General features: G+C 65.8%; 12 protein-coding genes. 10 read left to right on the forward strand and 2 right to left on the reverse strand.

Translation table 11 applies throughout. From position 1 onward, the window contains the following. The first annotated feature begins 4 nt into the window (after positions 1–4). Together LNV28_RS03640 and LNV28_RS03645 are read left to right on the forward strand one after the other, a co-directional pair. Positions 5–1837, forward strand: a complete 1833-nt coding sequence (locus LNV28_RS03640) for a cyanophycinase (protein WP_263516451.1) — start codon at positions 5–7, stop codon at positions 1835–1837. Between the two features lie 2 nt (positions 1838–1839). Further along, complete coding sequence (locus LNV28_RS03645; protein WP_263516450.1) at positions 1840–2724, forward strand: MurR/RpiR family transcriptional regulator; 885 nt, start codon at positions 1840–1842, stop codon at positions 2722–2724. A gap of 166 nt (positions 2725–2890) precedes the next feature. Here LNV28_RS03645 and ctlX read toward each other — a convergent pair whose 3' ends face one another. Continuing rightward, positions 2891–3781, reverse strand: coding sequence for a citrulline utilization hydrolase CtlX (gene ctlX / locus LNV28_RS03650; RefSeq protein WP_263517141.1), 891 nt, complete (start codon positions 3779–3781; stop codon positions 2891–2893). Between the two features lie 44 nt (positions 3782–3825). After that, entirely contained in the window at positions 3826–6594 is a 2769-nt protein-coding gene (locus LNV28_RS03655) for a TonB-dependent receptor plug domain-containing protein (protein WP_263516449.1), read from the reverse strand. Positions 6595–6958: 364 nt separating this feature from the next. On the opposite strand from LNV28_RS03655, the gene LNV28_RS03660 reads away from it, so the two are divergent. From LNV28_RS03660 to LNV28_RS03695, 8 genes are all read left to right on the forward strand, one after another. Next, positions 6959–7978, forward strand: a complete 1020-nt coding sequence (locus tag LNV28_RS03660; protein ID WP_263516448.1) for an isoaspartyl peptidase/L-asparaginase family protein — start codon at positions 6959–6961, stop codon at positions 7976–7978. Beyond that, complete coding sequence (locus LNV28_RS03665; protein ID WP_263516447.1) at positions 7975–9807, forward strand: ABC transporter ATP-binding protein; 1833 nt, start codon at positions 7975–7977, stop codon at positions 9805–9807. The genes LNV28_RS03660 and LNV28_RS03665 overlap by 4 nt, the downstream gene beginning before the upstream one ends. A 19-nt stretch (positions 9808–9826) precedes the next feature. After that, on the forward strand, positions 9827–11365 hold the full coding sequence (gene gsiB / locus LNV28_RS03670) for a glutathione ABC transporter substrate-binding protein GsiB (protein WP_263516446.1): 1539 nt from the start codon (positions 9827–9829) through the stop codon (positions 11363–11365). Continuing rightward, complete coding sequence (gene gsiC, locus LNV28_RS03675; RefSeq protein ID WP_263516445.1) at positions 11362–12282, forward strand: glutathione ABC transporter permease GsiC; 921 nt, start codon at positions 11362–11364, stop codon at positions 12280–12282. Before gsiB ends, gsiC begins: the two co-directional genes overlap by 4 nt. Continuing rightward, positions 12279–13145: a glutathione ABC transporter permease GsiD gene (gsiD, locus tag LNV28_RS03680; RefSeq protein ID WP_263516444.1), complete on the forward strand. Its 867-nt coding sequence runs from the start codon at positions 12279–12281 to the stop codon at positions 13143–13145. The genes gsiC and gsiD overlap by 4 nt, the downstream gene beginning before the upstream one ends. Positions 13146–13556: 411 nt before the next feature. Beyond that, entirely contained in the window at positions 13557–13952 is a 396-nt protein-coding gene (locus LNV28_RS03685) for a GntR family transcriptional regulator (protein ID WP_263516443.1), read from the forward strand. A 2-nt stretch (positions 13953–13954) separates the two neighbouring features. After that, complete coding sequence (locus LNV28_RS03690) at positions 13955–14887, forward strand: ABC transporter ATP-binding protein (protein ID WP_263516442.1); 933 nt, start codon at positions 13955–13957, stop codon at positions 14885–14887. A 25-nt stretch (positions 14888–14912) separates the two neighbouring features. Further along, positions 14913–15818: a hypothetical protein gene (locus LNV28_RS03695; RefSeq protein WP_263516441.1), complete on the forward strand. Its 906-nt coding sequence runs from the start codon at positions 14913–14915 to the stop codon at positions 15816–15818. The last annotated feature ends 53 nt before the right edge of the window (positions 15819–15871 follow it).

Below are 15871 nucleotides of genomic sequence, written 5' to 3' on the forward strand. Positions count from 1 at the left end.
GGTCATGCATTGCAGGACTTGGACGCTGGCGGCCGCACTGCTGGGCACGGCCACCGGGGCCGCCGCCGAGCGCGTGGCCAACATCATCATCGGCGGCGGCATGCAGAACTGCACCAGCAGCAACGCACCGCACCCCGGCAGCGTGCTCAGCCTCAACTGCGCCCTGCCCTGGTTGGAGATCCTTGCGAAGGATCCGGCGCTGGCCGAACTGAAGCCGGAGCAGGTGCGGTTCGAACCGCTCACCAACAGCGCCGCACCGAGCTACCGCATCGACGCGAACGCACTGGGCAAGCTTGCAGCGCTACCCGAAAGCATCCTGCCAAGTGCAAGAAAGCAGGCTGTGCTCGCAGCGCTGAAGGAGCGCCAGGAGTCGCTGGCAGCAGGCGAGTTGCAAGCCCTGTTGCCGGGCTTGAACCCTAGCGAATGGGCGGCGGTGCTGCACAGCTGCCTGGAACCACAGCCGCGCCCGCCGCGCCGGATACAGGCGCGCAGCGTCGCATACGTGAGCAATGCGGCGACCGCGGACATCTATCGCAGCCTGGTGTCGGCCGCACGAGAGGTGGCGGGAGGGCGGCAACCGCTGATAGGTTTCGTCACGGCGGCGAGTGCCAACCCCTTTGCCGAACACGACATCAATTTCTACGCCCTGCGCTCAGCAGGAGCTGAAGTGGTGTGGTTGCCGCTGAGCGGCGCGCTGCGGCGAGCCCTGAATCAAGGCCAGTGCGAACAGTTGCCGTTGCTGTTCGACGGCTATGCCAACACCGGATCGGCCCTGCGCTCGCAGTTCCATCTGCATCTGGACTACCCGGACCTGGCCGCCCAGCAGCGCCGCGCCTGCGAGGACCCCGAGGCTGGCCTCAACGCCGTGCTGCGACGGCTGGACGGCATCTTTCTTGCGGGCGGCGATCAGGCTCGCTTGCTGGAGAGCCTCGTCAACCTCGATGCGAACGGCCGCCACACCAGCGCGAGCGAGCAGCTGCGAATCCTGCGTCAGCGTCACGCCGCAGGCAGCCTGGTCGTGGCAGGCAGCAGCGCCGGCAATGCGGCTCAGGCAGGCGGGCATGTGCGCGGCCAGCCGGTGGCCATGATCTCCGGTGGCGAGTCCTGGCAGGCCTTGGCCAAAGGCTTTGTGCGGGGCCGCGGGCCGACCATCGAGGGCGCTGGCAGTACGGGCGTGACGTATCCGGAGGGCGGCCTCGGCCTGTTCAGCCTGGGCGCGCTGGACTCCCACTTCTCGCAGCGCGGGCGCGAGGGCCGATTGCTGCGTTTCGTCGCCGACAGCGGTTTGGACTACGGCTTCGGTGTCGACGAGAACACGGCGCTGCTCGTGGAGCGGCCCAATGCCAAGGGGGCGACGGCCATGCGCGTCATCGGCGCGGGCGGCGTGTTTGTCGTGGACCTGCGCGCTGCGCGGACGATGAGCACGTCAGACGGCTTCGGCCTAGAGGGCGCCACCATCCACTACCTGCGGGCCGAGGACAGAGCAGCCATCGATGCAGCAGGACAGCTGAGCGTGCAGCTCGACCCGACCCGGCCCTTGCTGCCGCGGCTGCCTGACACCCCGGCCGCTCAAATGCTTGATTTGCAGCACCCCGGGGCCATGAACTTCTTCAAACTAATGCAGGCGATGGGCCGAAGCGGCGCCGCTCTGGCATCGGGGCAGACGGCCCAGGCCCCGAAATTCGACTTCCGCATCGCGCGAACGCCCACCAGCGAATTCCGCGCCGCAGGCGACCAGGCGGTCAGCTATGCTCATGTCCGGGTGAGCATAGCCCCCTGCCGTGACGGCTGTCTCACTGCACAATCCGCAACCGTGCAGAACAAGAAAGTACCGTAAGCATGGCAAGGTCCCAGTCCAATCGCTCAGGGAGCGCACCGGTTGCAGCGCATCCCTTCGACCGCATCCGCGAGTGCGCCAAAGATGCTCCGCCTGCACTGGCGCTGGTGGCGCAGTGGATGCTCAGGCACACGGCGCAGGCCGCCACGCTGACCATCAGCGAGATCGCGACCGCCAGCGGGAGCTCGCCGGCCAGTGTGAATCGCCTCGCACGCACCGCCGGCTATCCCGGCTTCGCCGAGCTGAAGGCGGACCTGGCCCTCGTCATGCGCGAGACCATTGACCCAGTGCAAAAGCTACGCGATGAGCAGCAGCGCGGCCGGGTGGACCCCTTCGCGCAGTATGTCGCGATGGGTCGCGCCAATGCCGAGCAGCTGCTCCGCGACAACACCCCCCAGGACATCGCCACCGCCGCCAAGCTGCTGTGCACCAAGGGGCGCATCTACGTGCTGGGCTTCGGTCTGACCGCCCATGTCTGCGGCTGGCTGGCTGATGCGCTGACACCCTACAGCCAAGCCGTGACCGCATTGAGCACCAGTGGCGGCACCGAGCAGAGCGCCAGCCGCATGAGCAACATCGGCAAGGGTGATGTGCTGGTGGCGATCAGCGTGCCGCGTTACTCGCGCGACACCGCCAACCTGGCTCGTTATGCCCGCGAGCGCGGCGCCCAGGTTCTGGCCATCATCGATTCGCACGCAGCACCGCTGGCCAACGAGGCCGACTTGCGCTTGCTGGCGTCGGCGGCGCATCCGATGCTGCCATCCAGCTATGTGGCAGTGCAGCTGCTCTGCGAAGCTCTGGTGGGTGAGGTGATGCGGCGCAACCCGGCGGCGGTCAGCCTGGCCGCCGAACTGACCGAGTCCATCGCATCGCAGCTGCGCGCTTAGAGTGCACGCCCCTCGACCGGCCTTGCCACGCTGAACGCGGGCAAGCCCAATAGGTCCCCCCCGGGGGGGCAGCGATACGAGCGGCATTGAGCAGCCCGCACATCGCCAAGCGGGCCGGCTTGGGGCGGCCCGGCGCTCGACCCGTGTGAACCGCCCTACCGCCTCCTCAGCGCGGCGTCAGGTGGATGCCGGCGAGCATGCAGCGAACCGACCCGCCAGCCAGCTCGATGGTGGGCACCGACAACGGCAGCAGCCGCGTCGTGCGCTCGATGACCTGCCGCTGCTCGGCCGACAAGGCCGCCGCGGCACGGCTCGACAAGGCCAGCACCGGGCCGTCGCGGCCCATCAACTCCAGTGCGTTGCCGGCGAAGTCATTGATCTGAGCCTCGCTCAGCGCGATGACATCGCGGCCCGAATCGCGCAGCCGCGCGGCGATCTCGTCGCGCCGCTGCGGGTCCGGGATCATCTCCAGCGCCACCAGCGCGAAGGCGCCGGCAATGCACATGATGACGTTGGTGTGGTAAACCGCCTGCCCGGCCGAGTCGGTCGCCGTGAAGGCCATGGGCTCGAAGTTGAAGTGCGTGCAAAAGCGCTCCAGTGCCACCGCGTCGGCGCGGTTGGAGCGGGCGGTGTAGGCCACGCGCTCCACATGGTCCAGCACCATGGCGCCGGTGCCTTCCAGAAACAGGCCGTCAGCCTCCAGCCCCGAGTAGTCGATCACGTCCTGAACGCGGTAGCGCGCCTTCAGCATCTCGATCACATCGGCCCGGCGCTCGCGGCGGCGGTTGGACGAGTACATCGGATAAACCGCCACATGCCCGCCGGCATGTGTGGAAAACCAGTTGTTGGGGAAGACCGCGTCGGGTGTGTCGCGCTCGCCGTGGTCTTCGAAGAGATGCACGGTGACACCCACCGCCTGCAGGCTGGCGGCGACAGCCGTGACTTCGTCGCGCGCCTGGGCCGCCAGCAGCTCGGCGTCGGCCTGCGCGGCCTGCGACTGGAAGCTGTTGTCGGCTGCGGTCTGCGGGTTGGGGTGGAAATGGTGCGGGCGCACCATCACCACCGCCGCCGGAGCTTGAAGAGAGCGGGTCACGGCAGGGCTCACTTCAGCGTGTAGGTCGCGCTGACATAGCCAAAACGGCCGGTCGCATCGACGCTTTGGTCAAAACCTCGGAAATAGCCGCTCTGGTTGGAGGTTGGCGGTGCCTTGTTGAACAAATTGGTCACTCCGGCCGTCAGACGCAGGTTCTTGAGACCCGTGTAGCTGCCCTGCAAGTTGTACGTGCTGTGTGAGGCCACGTTCTTGGATGTTGAACCCGCTGTGCCGTGGGCCACGCTGGCGACAAAGCCGTCGGCAGCCGCCGGCATGCTGGCGAAGGCGTCGCGGTAGTGCGACTGAAACTGGTTGACCGCGACGACGTTCCACGCGCCAAGGGACCAGTCGATGGAGATCTGGTGCTTCCAGCGCGGCGTCGGGTAGAGATTGGCGTACTTGCCCAGCACATCGCTCACCTCGCCACCCTTGACGAGCTGCTCCTCGCTCTTGAGCAGCAGCGTGCCGCTGATCGACGAGCGCAAGCGGCCGTACGCGCCCAAGTTACCACGGTGCGTCAGCGCCAGATCCAGCCCGCTGATGCGGCGCACGCCCTGGTTATCCACCGGCAGCAGAATTTCGCTGATCTGCCCGGGCAGGCCGGGGTAGGCTGGGTCGGCGGGGTCACGGGTCACATAGCGACTGATGTAGGCGAAGTTGGAGCCGATCAGGCTCTCGCTCAGCTGCGAGATGACATCGTCCTTCTGGATGCGCCAGTAGTCGACCGTGGCAAGCACGCCCATGCCGGGCTCGAAGGCGGCACCCAGCGAAGCCTGCTTGGAAGTCTCGGGCTTGAGGAAGGGGTTGCCGCCCGAGCGGATCGGGATGGGGCCAGGCTTGCAGCCGGGACCGACGCCGTTGACGCAGCGCAGCGGATCACTGTAGAAATTGGAGCTGGAACTCAGCCCGCCCGACGCGCTCACGTCGGCCAGTGACGGCGCACGGAAGCCCGTGCCGACGGAAGATCGCAGCAGAAACGCCTTGACCGGCTGCCAGCGCAGGCTGAACTTGGGGTTGGTGCTGTTGCCAATGTCACCGCTGTCATAGCGGTCATGGCGCACCGCAAGGTCGGCGTCCAGACCCTTGGCGATGGGCATGTGCACTTCGGCGAACACCGCCTTGACCTTGCGCTCAGCGCGCGTGTCGGGCGAAGACGTGATGTTGTTGAGCAAGCCCGACTTGGCTTCGTCCGACTGGATGTCGGTCAGCTTCTCGCGCCGCAGCTCGAAGCCCGCAGCCAGCGCCAGCGCACCCGCCGGCAGTTGGTAGACCTCCTTGGACGCATGCCCGGAGATGCTGTCCGACACGGCCCGCCCGGTGCGGCCGGCGACATGATTGGCCTGAGTGGCACGCAGCTGTTCCATCACCTCCGGCGTGTTGTCGCCCCAGAGGTTGACGACGCCCGACGTGATCAACGGGCCCAGCTTGTTGCCGTAGACGAAGCCGTTGTTGTACTGCTCGGTTGCCTTGGAGACCGAATGGTTGAACGCGGCGCTGTAGTCCCAACCAGCGATCTCGCCTTCGGCACCGAAGACATAGCGGCTTTGCGTCGTCTCCTGCACGCGCTCACGCTGGCCCAGCGGCAGCAGCCGTACCGAGACGAAGATGTCCTTGGTGTTGGGCGTGGGCAAGACCTGGCCGGTGAGGCTGGTGTAGGTCTTGGGGAAGAAGGGGCCGTTCTTCGGGTAGGTCAGCGAGATGCGCGGGCCCGTGGCGGTCAGGCGGTAGCTGGTGAAGGTGGCCGGCGAAATGCGGTATTCGGCCTCGTTGGTGGAGTGAGCCGCTTCCGCGAACAGGAAGTTGTTCGCGTTCAGTGCCACGACACCACGTGCGAAGCCATTGACCTTGCTTGCCTCCGGCACCAAGTCGGCCGTGGCCTGATAGTCGAAATTGCAGAAGCCACCGCTGAACACGCTGGTCGGTGGCGAGCACTTGCCGCCATTGGTGTCCACGCTGCCGATCAGCGACGAGGCTGCGGATGTGGTGAACAGGTTGGCGGGAAAGTTGGTCGTGGAGGTGCCAACACTGCCCACATCGGGGCGCAGCGCCGTCTTGGCCCATTCACGTTGTGAGGCGCGCAACTGAGCGCTCTTCTGCGCCTGCAAAGCACCGAAGACGTTGTAGCCGTCCCTGACCAGATCGCCGTAGCCTGCCGAGGCGCTGAGCTGCTTGCGCTTGCCGCCGCCTTCGTCATAGCCGCCGAGCCGACCGGAGATCTGGGCGCCCTGGTAGTCCTTGCGGGTGATGAAGTTGATGACGCCGCCCACGGCATCGGCGCCGTAGGTCGCCGATGCGCCGTCCTTGAGCACCTCCACGCGCTCCAGCGCGGCCAAGGGGATGCTGCTGAGATCCACACCCTGGCCGCCGAAGGCGTAGTTCGCCATGCGCCGGCCGTTGAGCAGTACCAGCGTGGAGCTGACACCCAAACCGCGCAGGTTGGCGCCGGAGAAGCCGCTGTTCTTCTGCGTGTCGGTGTTCTGCGCCTTCTCCTCGATGGCACCGACGTTGGCGGCGAGTTGCCCGAGCAACTGCTCGGCCGTGGTCACGCCGCTCTTTTCAATTGCTTCGCGATTGATCACCTGCACCGGCAGCGCGGTTTCGGCATCCAGGCGCTTGATCGAAGTGCCGGTGATCTCGACACGCATCAACTTGGTTCCGTCCTCTTGCGCGAGGGCTTGCTGGCCCAAACCGAGGCAGGTGGCGGCGCCCAGGGCGAGCCTCAGGGCGCGTGCCAGGCAAGTGAGAGCGGGCTGGTGTAGGTGCAGGTGTTGGGGCATGGGGCTTCCTTTAAAGAAGAGAGGGTTCGTGGCCGCAGGTGCATGCGGCAGCACGGGGCAATTGACCAAGCTTCGCGGGACTCGGCGAGGCAGCCCCGGGTCTGTGCTTGATAACAGTATTTCACTTAAGCGCAAATGTGGAAATGTATTTCTAACTAGGGAAAACGAGGATCGGCACTGAAGAATCCAGACTGAAATGCCAGCTTTTCATAGAAGAAAACGCGCCAGACAACAGCCCTCACGACGCAGCGGGGCTGAACTTCCCCGATGGACAGCAAGCCTTCCAGTGTGAAAGAATGAGTTTCATAAATAGTTTTATGTGGAATTGAAATTCCAACACATGACCTCGGAGCCCACCTTGCAGATGAGTGAGACCCTTTCCCACGAAGCGACTGCGACAGCACGTGGCCGCCCCGTGCTGGCCATCCACGGCGGCGCCGGTACCTTGCTGCGCAGCGCCATGAGCCCGGAGGCTGCTGCGCAATACACGAATGCGCTGGAGGGCATCCTGCGGGCGGGCCAGCTGCAGCTTCAGCGCGGAGACAGCGCCCTGGATGTGGTGGTGCAGGCCGTGCGGGCGCTGGAGGAATGCGAGCTGTTCAACGCTGGCCGGGGCGCGGTCTACACCGCCGCCGGCACACACGAGTTGGACGCCTGCGTGATGGCCGGCGACGGCCTGAGAGCCGGTGCTGTCGCGGGCCTGCGCACCACTCGCAATCCGGTGCTGGCCGCCCGTGCTGTGCTGGAACACAGCGAGCATGTGATGTTCGTGGGCCCGGCGGCCGATCTGTTCGCGGCCCGGCAGGGACTGGAGCAGGTGCCCCACGGCTGGTTCGGCACGCCGCAGCGGCTCCAGCAATTGCGGCTGGCGCAGGCCTTGGCCGCCGGGGTGGTGCTCGATCATGACGGGCAGGCCGCCGTGATCAACACCGATAACGCGCCACTGGACGAGGGCCAGAAGTTCGGCACCGTGGGCGCCGTCGCGCTAGACGACGCCGGACACCTGGCCGCCGCCACTTCCACGGGCGGCATGACCAACAAGCAGGCAGGCCGGGTGGGCGACACGCCTCTGATCGGTGCGGGTTGCTATGCCAATGACGCCACGGTGGCGATTTCGTGCACCGGCACGGGCGAGCCGTTCATGCGCGCGCTGGCGGCGCACGATGTCTCTACCCTGATGGCCTATGCCGGCCTGCCGCTGGCCGAGGCCGCAGAGCGAGTCGTCATGCAGACGCTGCCGGCCCTGGGCGGACAGGGCGGGCTGATCGCCATCGCTGCCAGCGGCGAGGTCTGCATGCCCTTCAACACCGAGGGCATGTACCGCGGTTTCGCCCGCGTGGGCGAGGCGCCGGTGGTGGCCATCTACAAGGAAGCCCAGCCATGAAGCCGCCCGTCCTACAGGTCGAGGGCTTGTGCGTCAGTTTTCAGACCGAGGCCGGCCGCTCGCAGGTGGTGCGCGATCTGAGCTTTCAGGTCGGTGCGGGCGAGACCCTCGCCATCGTCGGTGAGTCAGGCTCGGGCAAGTCGGTCACCTCGCTGGCCTTGATGCGCTTGATCGAGCAGGGTGGCGGACGCATCGACGCGGGCGCCATCCACTTCCAGCCACGCCAGGGCGACGCACTCGACCTCGCTCGGGCCGACGCGGCCCGCATGCGTGCCATCCGTGGTGCCGACATCGCGATGATTTTTCAGGAGCCGATGACCTCGCTGAACCCAGTGTTCACCGTCGGCGAGCAGATTGCCGAGGCCTTGCGCATCCATCAGCGGCTGAGCCACACCGCCGCGCTGGCCGAGGCCCTGCGCATGCTGGAGATGGTGCGCATCCCGGCCGCGCGGCAGGTTCTCACGCGCCACCCGCACCAGCTCTCGGGCGGCATGCGCCAGCGCGTCATGATCGCGATGGCGCTGGCCTGCAAGCCCAGCCTCCTGATCGCCGACGAACCCACCACGGCACTGGACGTCACCGTGCAGGCGCAAATCCTGCAACTCATCCGTACCCTCCAGCAGGAGCTGGACATGGGTGTGATGCTGATCACCCACGACATGGGTGTGGTGGCCGAGAGCGCGGATCGCGTTGTCGTCATGTTGCGCGGCGACAAGGTCGAGGAAGGCGAAACGCGCGCCTTGTTCGCCCGGCCGCAGCACAACTACACGCGGGCCCTGCTCGCTGCCGTGCCGACGCTCGGCGCCATGGCTGGCAGCGAAGCGCCGGCCAGCATCGCGCTGATGGACGCGGCCGGCGACATGGCCCCTGTGCAGGTGCAGTCGCGCCCGCCGGGCGAGCTGCTGCTGAAGGTCGAGGGTCTGACCACGCGCTTTGACGTGCGTACGGGCTTTTTCAACCGGGTCAGCAAGCGCGTGCACGCGGTCGAACAGGTCAGCTTCGAGCTGCGTGCCGGCGAGACCTTGGCCCTCGTGGGCGAGTCGGGCTGCGGCAAGTCCACCACCGGGCGCAGTCTGATGCGGCTGGTGGACGCCCAGGCTGGGCAGATCCTGTTCAATGGCCAGGACCTCGCCAAGCTGTCACGCCGGGCGATGCAGCCGCTACGGCGCGACATTCAGATGATCTTCCAGGACCCCTTCGCGTCGCTGGACCCGCGTCTGACCGTGGGCTTCTCGATTGCCGAGCCGCTGTACATCCACAAGCTCGCCACGGCCGAGCAGGCCCAAGCACGGGTGCAGTGGCTGCTGCAGCGTGTAGGTCTGCCGGCCGAAGCCGCCGACCGCTACCCACATGAGTTCTCCGGCGGCCAGCGCCAGCGCCTCGCCATCGCGCGGGCACTGGCGCTGAACCCAAAGTTGATCGTCGCGGACGAGGCCGTCTCGGCGCTTGATGTTTCGATACGGGCGCAGATCGTCAATCTGATGCTGGACCTACAGGCCGAACTGGGGCTGTCCTACCTGTTCATTTCGCACGACATGGCCGTGGTGGAGCGGGTGGCCCACCGGGTGGCGGTGATGTACCTGGGACAGATCGTCGAGATCGGCCCGCGCCGCGCAGTGTTCGAGAACCCGCAGCATCCCTACACACGCCGACTGATGGCCGCCGTACCTGTGGCTGACCCAAGCCGGCGTCGCACCCGGGGCGAGCTGGCCGCAGGCGACTTGCCCAGCCCCCTGCGCGACCTCAACGATCCACCCGTCGTCGCCCCCTTGGTGGTCGTCGGCTACCAGCACTTCGTCGCCCGCCACGCCGTCGGGCTGACGGCCTGAACATTCACGGAGCTCCCTGATGAACTTTGCATTCGCCCGCCGCACGCTAGTGGTACTGGCACTCACCGGTGCCGTCGCATCCGCACTTGCGCAAGGCAAGACCGCCGTTTTTGCCATCGAGAACACCCTGGCGTCGCTGGACCCCTACGACACCAACATCACCCTCGACCTTTCGGTCTGCAAGTCCTTCTACCAGGGGCTCTACACCTTCGACAAGGACCTCAAGGTCGTGCCCGAACTCGCGCTCAGCCACGAGGTGTCCAAGGCGGGTCTGGTCTACACCTTCAAGCTCAGGCGTGGCGTCAAGTTCCACGACGGCAGCGACTTCAACGCGGCCGCCGTCAAGGTCGTGTTCGACCGAGTCACCAACCCAGAGAACAAACTCAAGCGTTTCAACCTCTTCAGCAACATCGAGAGCACAACCGTGGTGGACGAGAGCACGGTGCGCGTCACACTGAAACGCCCGTTCTCGGCCTTCATCAACCAGCTGGCACACCCGTCGGCCGTGATGATCTCGCCGGCAGCGCTGACCAAGCACGGCAAGCAGATCGGCCTGAACCCGGTGGGCACCGGTCCGTTCAAGTTCGTCGAGTGGAAGCAGCCCGACTACGTGCGTGTGGCCAAGAACACCAGCTACTGGAAGCCAGGTCTGCCCAAGATCGACGCCATCGTCTGGCGCCCGGTCACCGACAGCAACACCCGCACTGCCATGCTGCAGGCCGGCGAGGCCCACTTCACCGCGCCCGTGCCCTTCGAGCAAGCCGAGAACCTGGCGAAGAATCCCAAGCTCGACATGATCAGCGGGCCGGGCATCTTTGCTCAGTACCTGTCGATGAATACGCGGGTCAAACCCTTCGACGATGTGCGCGTGCGCCACGCCATCAACTACGCGATCAACAAGCCCGCGCTGGCCAAGGTCGTCTACTCGGGCTTTGCTACCGCGGCTGAAGGCCCGGTGCCGATCGGCGTAGACTTCGCAGCCCAGGTGGGTCGCTACGATCACAACCCGGCCAAAGCGCGCGAACTGCTCAAGGCGGCGGGCTACCCGGGCGGCTTCACGACCGAGCTCTGGGCCAGCAACAACAGCACCGCGCAGAAGGCCACGCAATTCCTGCAGCAGCAGCTGGCCCAGGTGGGCATCAAGGTGCGCATCACGTTGCTGGAGACCGGCCAACGTGTGCAGCAACTGGAAAACGTGCAGAACCCAGCCGAGGCGGGTGTGCGGCTGTACTTCGCGGGCTGGTCATCGTCCACAGGCGAGGCCGATTGGGGGCTGCGGCCGCTGTTCGCCACCGAGGCGCAGCCGCCTCGGCTGCAGAACTTCGCTTACTACAGCAACCCGGCGCTCGATGACCTGCTCCAACAGGCCTTGAACACCTCGGAACGCGAAGCCAAGGCCAGCGCCTACCGCAGCGCGCAGGAACTGGTGCACAAGGACGCACCCTGGGCTTTCCTCGTAACGCGCAAAGTGGCCTACGCCAAAGCCAAGGGCTTGAGTGGCATCTTCCAGATGCCTGACAACTCTTTCCACTTCGAAAACGTCGAGCTGCAACCGTGACCGCCTACATCCTCAAGCGACTGCTGGGCGTGCTGCCCACCTTGCTGATCGTCGCGGTCTTGGTGTTCTTCTTCGTGCATCTGCTGCCGGGCGACCCGGCGCGGCTGGCGGCCGGCGCTGAGGCTGACGAGCAGACCGTCGAGCTGGTGCGCCGGGACCTGGGGCTGGACCAGCCCATGCACAAGCAGTTCATGCGCTTCATTGGCGGCGTGCTGCAGGGAGATTTCGGCCACTCCATCCGCACCAAGCGGCCCGTCATCGACGAACTGGCCGACCGCTTTCCTTACACCTTCTGGCTCACCCTCGCAGCGATGGGCTGGTCGGTTGTAATCGGCTTGGGCATAGGCATCGTGGCGGCCGTCAATCGCAATCGCTGGCCCGACCGCCTGGGCATGGCGCTGGCGGTCTCGGGCATCTCCTTCCCCTCGTTTGCGCTGGGCCTGCTGCTGATCACGGTTTTCGCCGTCGGCCTGGGCTGGCTGCCCACGGTAGGTGCAGAGAGCTGGCGGCACTACATCCTGCCCTCGCTGACCCTGGGCGCAGGCGTGGCCGCGGTGATGGCACGCTTCACCCGCGCGTCCTTCGTCGAGGTGCTGCACGAGGACTACATCCGCACCGCCCGCGCCAAAGGCGTGCCCGAGCGACAGGTGGTGCTCAAGCACGCACTGCGCAATGCGCTGATCCCGGTGGTGACCATGATGGGCTTGCAGTTCGGTTTCCTGCTGGGCGGCTCCATCGTGGTCGAGAAAGTCTTCAACTGGCCTGGCCTCGGCCGCCTGCTGGTGGATGCGGTCGAGATGCGCGACTACCCGGTCATCCAGGCCGAGGTGCTGCTGTTCTCAATGCAGTTCATTCTGATCAACCTGGTGGTCGACGTGCTCTACGGCGTCATCAACCCGACGATTCGCTACAAGTGACTACTCTTCAAGTTCGCACCCCCGCCAGCGAGTTCTGGCGCAAGTTCAAGCGCCAGCCAGTGGCCGTCGCAGCGCTCATCTTCGTGCTGCTGCTCGGGCTGATGGCACTCACTGCGCCCTGGCTCGTTCCTTACGACGCCGAAGACTACTTCGACTACGACCGCATCAACGCCACCCCTTCCGCCGAGCATTGGCTGGGCGTGGATGCCCTGGGCCGCGACATCTTCAGCCGTATCCTGATGGGCGCTCGGGTCTCGCTGGTGGCGGGCCTGGTCTCGGTGCTGGTGGGCTCGGTGCTCGGCACCACGCTGGGCCTGCTGGCGGGCTATTACGAGGGCTGGTGGGAGCGCTTGATCATGCGCAGCTGCGATGTGCTGCTGGCCTTCCCGGGCATCCTGCTGGCCATCGGCATCGTCGCCATCCTAGGCGGCGGCATGGGCAATGTGATCCTCGCCGTGGCCATCTACTCGATACCGACCTTCGCGCGGCTGGTGCGCGGCAATACCTTGGCGCTCAAGCACCTCACTTACGTCGAGGCGGCGCGCAGCATCGGCGCATCGGACTGGACCATCATCACCCGCCACATCCTGCCCGGCACCGTGTCGACCGTGGTCGTCTTCATCACGATGCGCATCGGCGTGTCCATCATCACGGCGGCCAGCCTGTCCTTCCTGGGCATGGGCGCCCAGCCGCCCACGCCCGAGTGGGGTGCCATGCTCAACGAAGCACGCTCCGACATGGTCAACGCGCCACACATCGCGCTGATGCCCAGCATCGCCATTTTCCTGACCGTGCTGGCTTTCAACCTCCTGGGCGATGGCCTGCGCGACGCGCTGGACCCCAAGCTGGACAGTTCACGCTGAGAGCTCCTAGCAAGTCGGCAAGCACGAAATCCGGGAGGAGCTTGCCGCCAATTGAATCGAAGCTGGGCTCCAAGGTGTCGCCATCGTAGGAGGCTCAGCAGGGGAAACTCAAGCGCACGGAACCCATTCGGCACCCAAACCAGTTTTCGAGACTGGCGCACGTGCCGTGGCTACGCGGTAGCGAGCCCGTAAACGAAGGTATCTGCGCCGCATGAAGAAAAGTGTTTTGGCTCAAGGACTTGCAGCCACGCCTGAGCACTGACGTAGCCGCAGCCGCAGCCGCAGCCGAGTTTCAAGTGCAGCGCATGCAGTTCTGAACTCAGCGCCAACTGACAGGCGTCACGGCTCCGCTTCATCCCCCCGTTTTTGCAGTCTGTCGCGCCCGGCTTGGGGCGCCCCGGTGGCCTTGTTATGGTGTGCTACATCAGCAACACACCGGCTTCGGCCTTCACCGATATGCAAACCTGGAACGACTCAGCTCCCATCTACCAGCAGTTGGCCGATCGCCTGGCCGTGCAATTGCTGGATGGTTCACCGCCCGAAGGCGAGGCTCTGCCTTCGGTGCGCCACTTGGCCAGCCAGTATGTGATCAACCCCCTGACGGTCACCCGCGCCCTGCAGGCCCTGGTCGACACTGACTTGATCGAGAGCCGCCGCGGCCTGGGCATGTTTGTGCGCAGCGGCGCCCGCGAACGCCTGCTGCAGGCCAAGCGCGAACAGTTCCTGCACACCGAATGGCCGCAGCTGCGGGACAAGCTGCGCCGCTTGGGCTTGAGCGCCCAAGATTTGAACTGGGAGGCGAAATGAACATGAACGCCACAATCGCCAGCCCGACCCCTTCTTCGACCACTTTCACCTCCACGCCGACCATGAGCCACCTCATCGAAGCCCGCGACTTCAGCCTTCGCTATGGCCGCAAGACCGCCGTCGACAACATCAGCTTCAGCATTCCCAAGGGCCGCGTGGTCGGCTTGCTGGGCCACAACGGCGCCGGCAAGACCTCGCTGATGAAGGCCATGGTGGGCCTGATCGGCGGCACGGGCGAGCTGAAGGTGTTGGGCCTGGACCCGCGCAATCAGCGCGGCGAACTGCTGGAGTCGCTGTCCTACATCCCCGATGTGGCGGTGCTGCCGCGCTGGGCACGCGTGCATGAGCTGATCACGCTGATGAGCGGGCTGCAGCCCCGGTTCTCGGCCGAGCGCGCTCGCACCCTGCTCAAGCGCACCAGCGTGGGCACGCAGGACAAGGTCAAGAGTCTGTCCAAGGGCATGGTCACCCAGCTGCACCTGGCGCTGATCGCCGCCATCGACACGAAGCTGATGATCCTGGACGAGCCTACGCTCGGCCTGGACGTGATGTCACGCAAGAGCTTCTACGAGATGCTGATCGACGAGTGGTGCGACGGCGAGCGCAGCGTGATCATCTCGACCCACCAGGTCGAGGAGATCGAGACCCTGCTCAGCGACGTGATGATGCTGGACGAGGGCAAGCTGGTGCTCAACATCAGCCTGGAGGCCATGGACTCGCGTTTCGTCGCCCTGTCGCACGACGCCTCGGCCGCGGACGCGGTGGCCTCGGCCCACCCGCTGCTGCGCTACCGCCAGCAAGGCCGACCGGCCGCGCTCTTCGACGGCGAGCCGCCCGAGCATCTGCAGGCCCTGGGCCAACGCTTCCGACCCAGCCTGGTCGATCTGTTCATGGCCCTGACGCGCAAGCCCGAGCTGCGTGCCCGTCAAGACTGAAAGCAAGCCCAAGGAAATCACCATCATGTCTACACATTTCCAAACTCGCTTCAAGACCCTGCTGCAACGCGAATGGATGCAGCACCACATGGGCTGGCTGATCGCCATGCTGATCCTGCCTGTGATCGCCTTGGTCGCTCTGCCTTTTGGCGGCGTGCAGCTGGGCGAGGCCCGAGATCTGCCGGCCACCGAGTTGGCCGGCGCCGTGATCGCACTGACCATGCTGGCGGTCTGGGGCATCACTCTGCTGATGACCGGCTTCTCGCTGCCCGGCCTGGCCCGACGTGACCACCAGGACCGCTCGATCGAGTTCTGGCTGTCCCTGCCGGCCAGCCACAGCGAGAGCCTCGTCGCCACCTTGTTCATGCACACCTTGTTCGTGCTCGGCCTGGCCCTGTGCGTGGGCATGTTGTCGGGCTTGGTGATGGCCTTGGCCATCACGCTCAAGCTGGGCGGCTTCGGCATCTGGCTGCAGGTGTCCTGGTTCCAGCTGGTGCTGCCGGCCCTGGCCGTGCTGGCCCGCCTGGCCCTGGGCACGGTGCTGTTCACGCTCTGGATGGCGCCGATCTTCATGATCTTCATGGTGGCCGCGGCCTGGCTCAAGCGCTGGGGCGTGCCTGCCGTCATCACGGCCGTGGTGGCCACCGGCATCACTCTGAAAGAGGTGTACGGCAACCCCATCGTCTGGAAGCTCCTGGGCGAACAAGTGACGGGCGCCGGTTCGGCCTTCTTTGATTCCATGCACCTGATCGGCGACAAGAACCCCTCGGTGCAGATCGAACTGAAGGGCGTCGGCGATGTGCTGGGCTGGGCTTCTCGCGATGCCGCAGAAGCTTTGGCGCAGACCGCCTCGCCTCACTTCATCGGCGGCCTGGTGGTGGCAGCGATCTGCTTCGCCCTGCTGATCCTGCATCGCCGCAACTCTCACTGAGCCGGCTGCCGAAAGCTCGGCGCCCCAAGACAAAGCCCGCCAATTGGCGGGCT

The sequence above is a fragment of the Paucibacter sp. DJ2R-2 genome, assembly GCF_025717675.1.
Lineage (GTDB): Bacteria > Pseudomonadota > Gammaproteobacteria > Burkholderiales > Burkholderiaceae_C > Paucibacter_A.

Excerpts from the sequence above, each read along its gene's own strand:
- LNV28_RS03690 (WP_263516442.1), top strand. The coding sequence starts at position 13,955 with ATGAACGCCACAATCGCCAGCCCGACCCCTTCTTCGACCACTTTCACC.
- LNV28_RS03695 (WP_263516441.1), top strand. The coding sequence starts at position 14,913 with ATGTCTACACATTTCCAAACTCGCTTCAAGACCCTGCTGCAACGCGAA.
- LNV28_RS03660 (WP_263516448.1), top strand. The coding sequence starts at position 6,959 with ATGAGTGAGACCCTTTCCCACGAAGCGACTGCGACAGCACGTGGCCGC.
- LNV28_RS03640 (WP_263516451.1), top strand. The coding sequence starts at position 5 with ATGCATTGCAGGACTTGGACGCTGGCGGCCGCACTGCTGGGCACGGCC.
- gsiB (WP_263516446.1), top strand. The coding sequence starts at position 9,827 with ATGAACTTTGCATTCGCCCGCCGCACGCTAGTGGTACTGGCACTCACC.
- LNV28_RS03655 (WP_263516449.1), bottom strand. The coding sequence starts at position 6,594 with ATGCCCCAACACCTGCACCTACACCAGCCCGCTCTCACTTGCCTGGCA.
- LNV28_RS03665 (WP_263516447.1), top strand. The coding sequence starts at position 7,975 with ATGAAGCCGCCCGTCCTACAGGTCGAGGGCTTGTGCGTCAGTTTTCAG.
- ctlX (WP_263517141.1), bottom strand. The coding sequence starts at position 3,781 with ATGGTGCGCCCGCACCATTTCCACCCCAACCCGCAGACCGCAGCCGAC.
- LNV28_RS03685 (WP_263516443.1), top strand. The coding sequence starts at position 13,557 with ATGGTGTGCTACATCAGCAACACACCGGCTTCGGCCTTCACCGATATG.
- LNV28_RS03645 (WP_263516450.1), top strand. The coding sequence starts at position 1,840 with ATGGCAAGGTCCCAGTCCAATCGCTCAGGGAGCGCACCGGTTGCAGCG.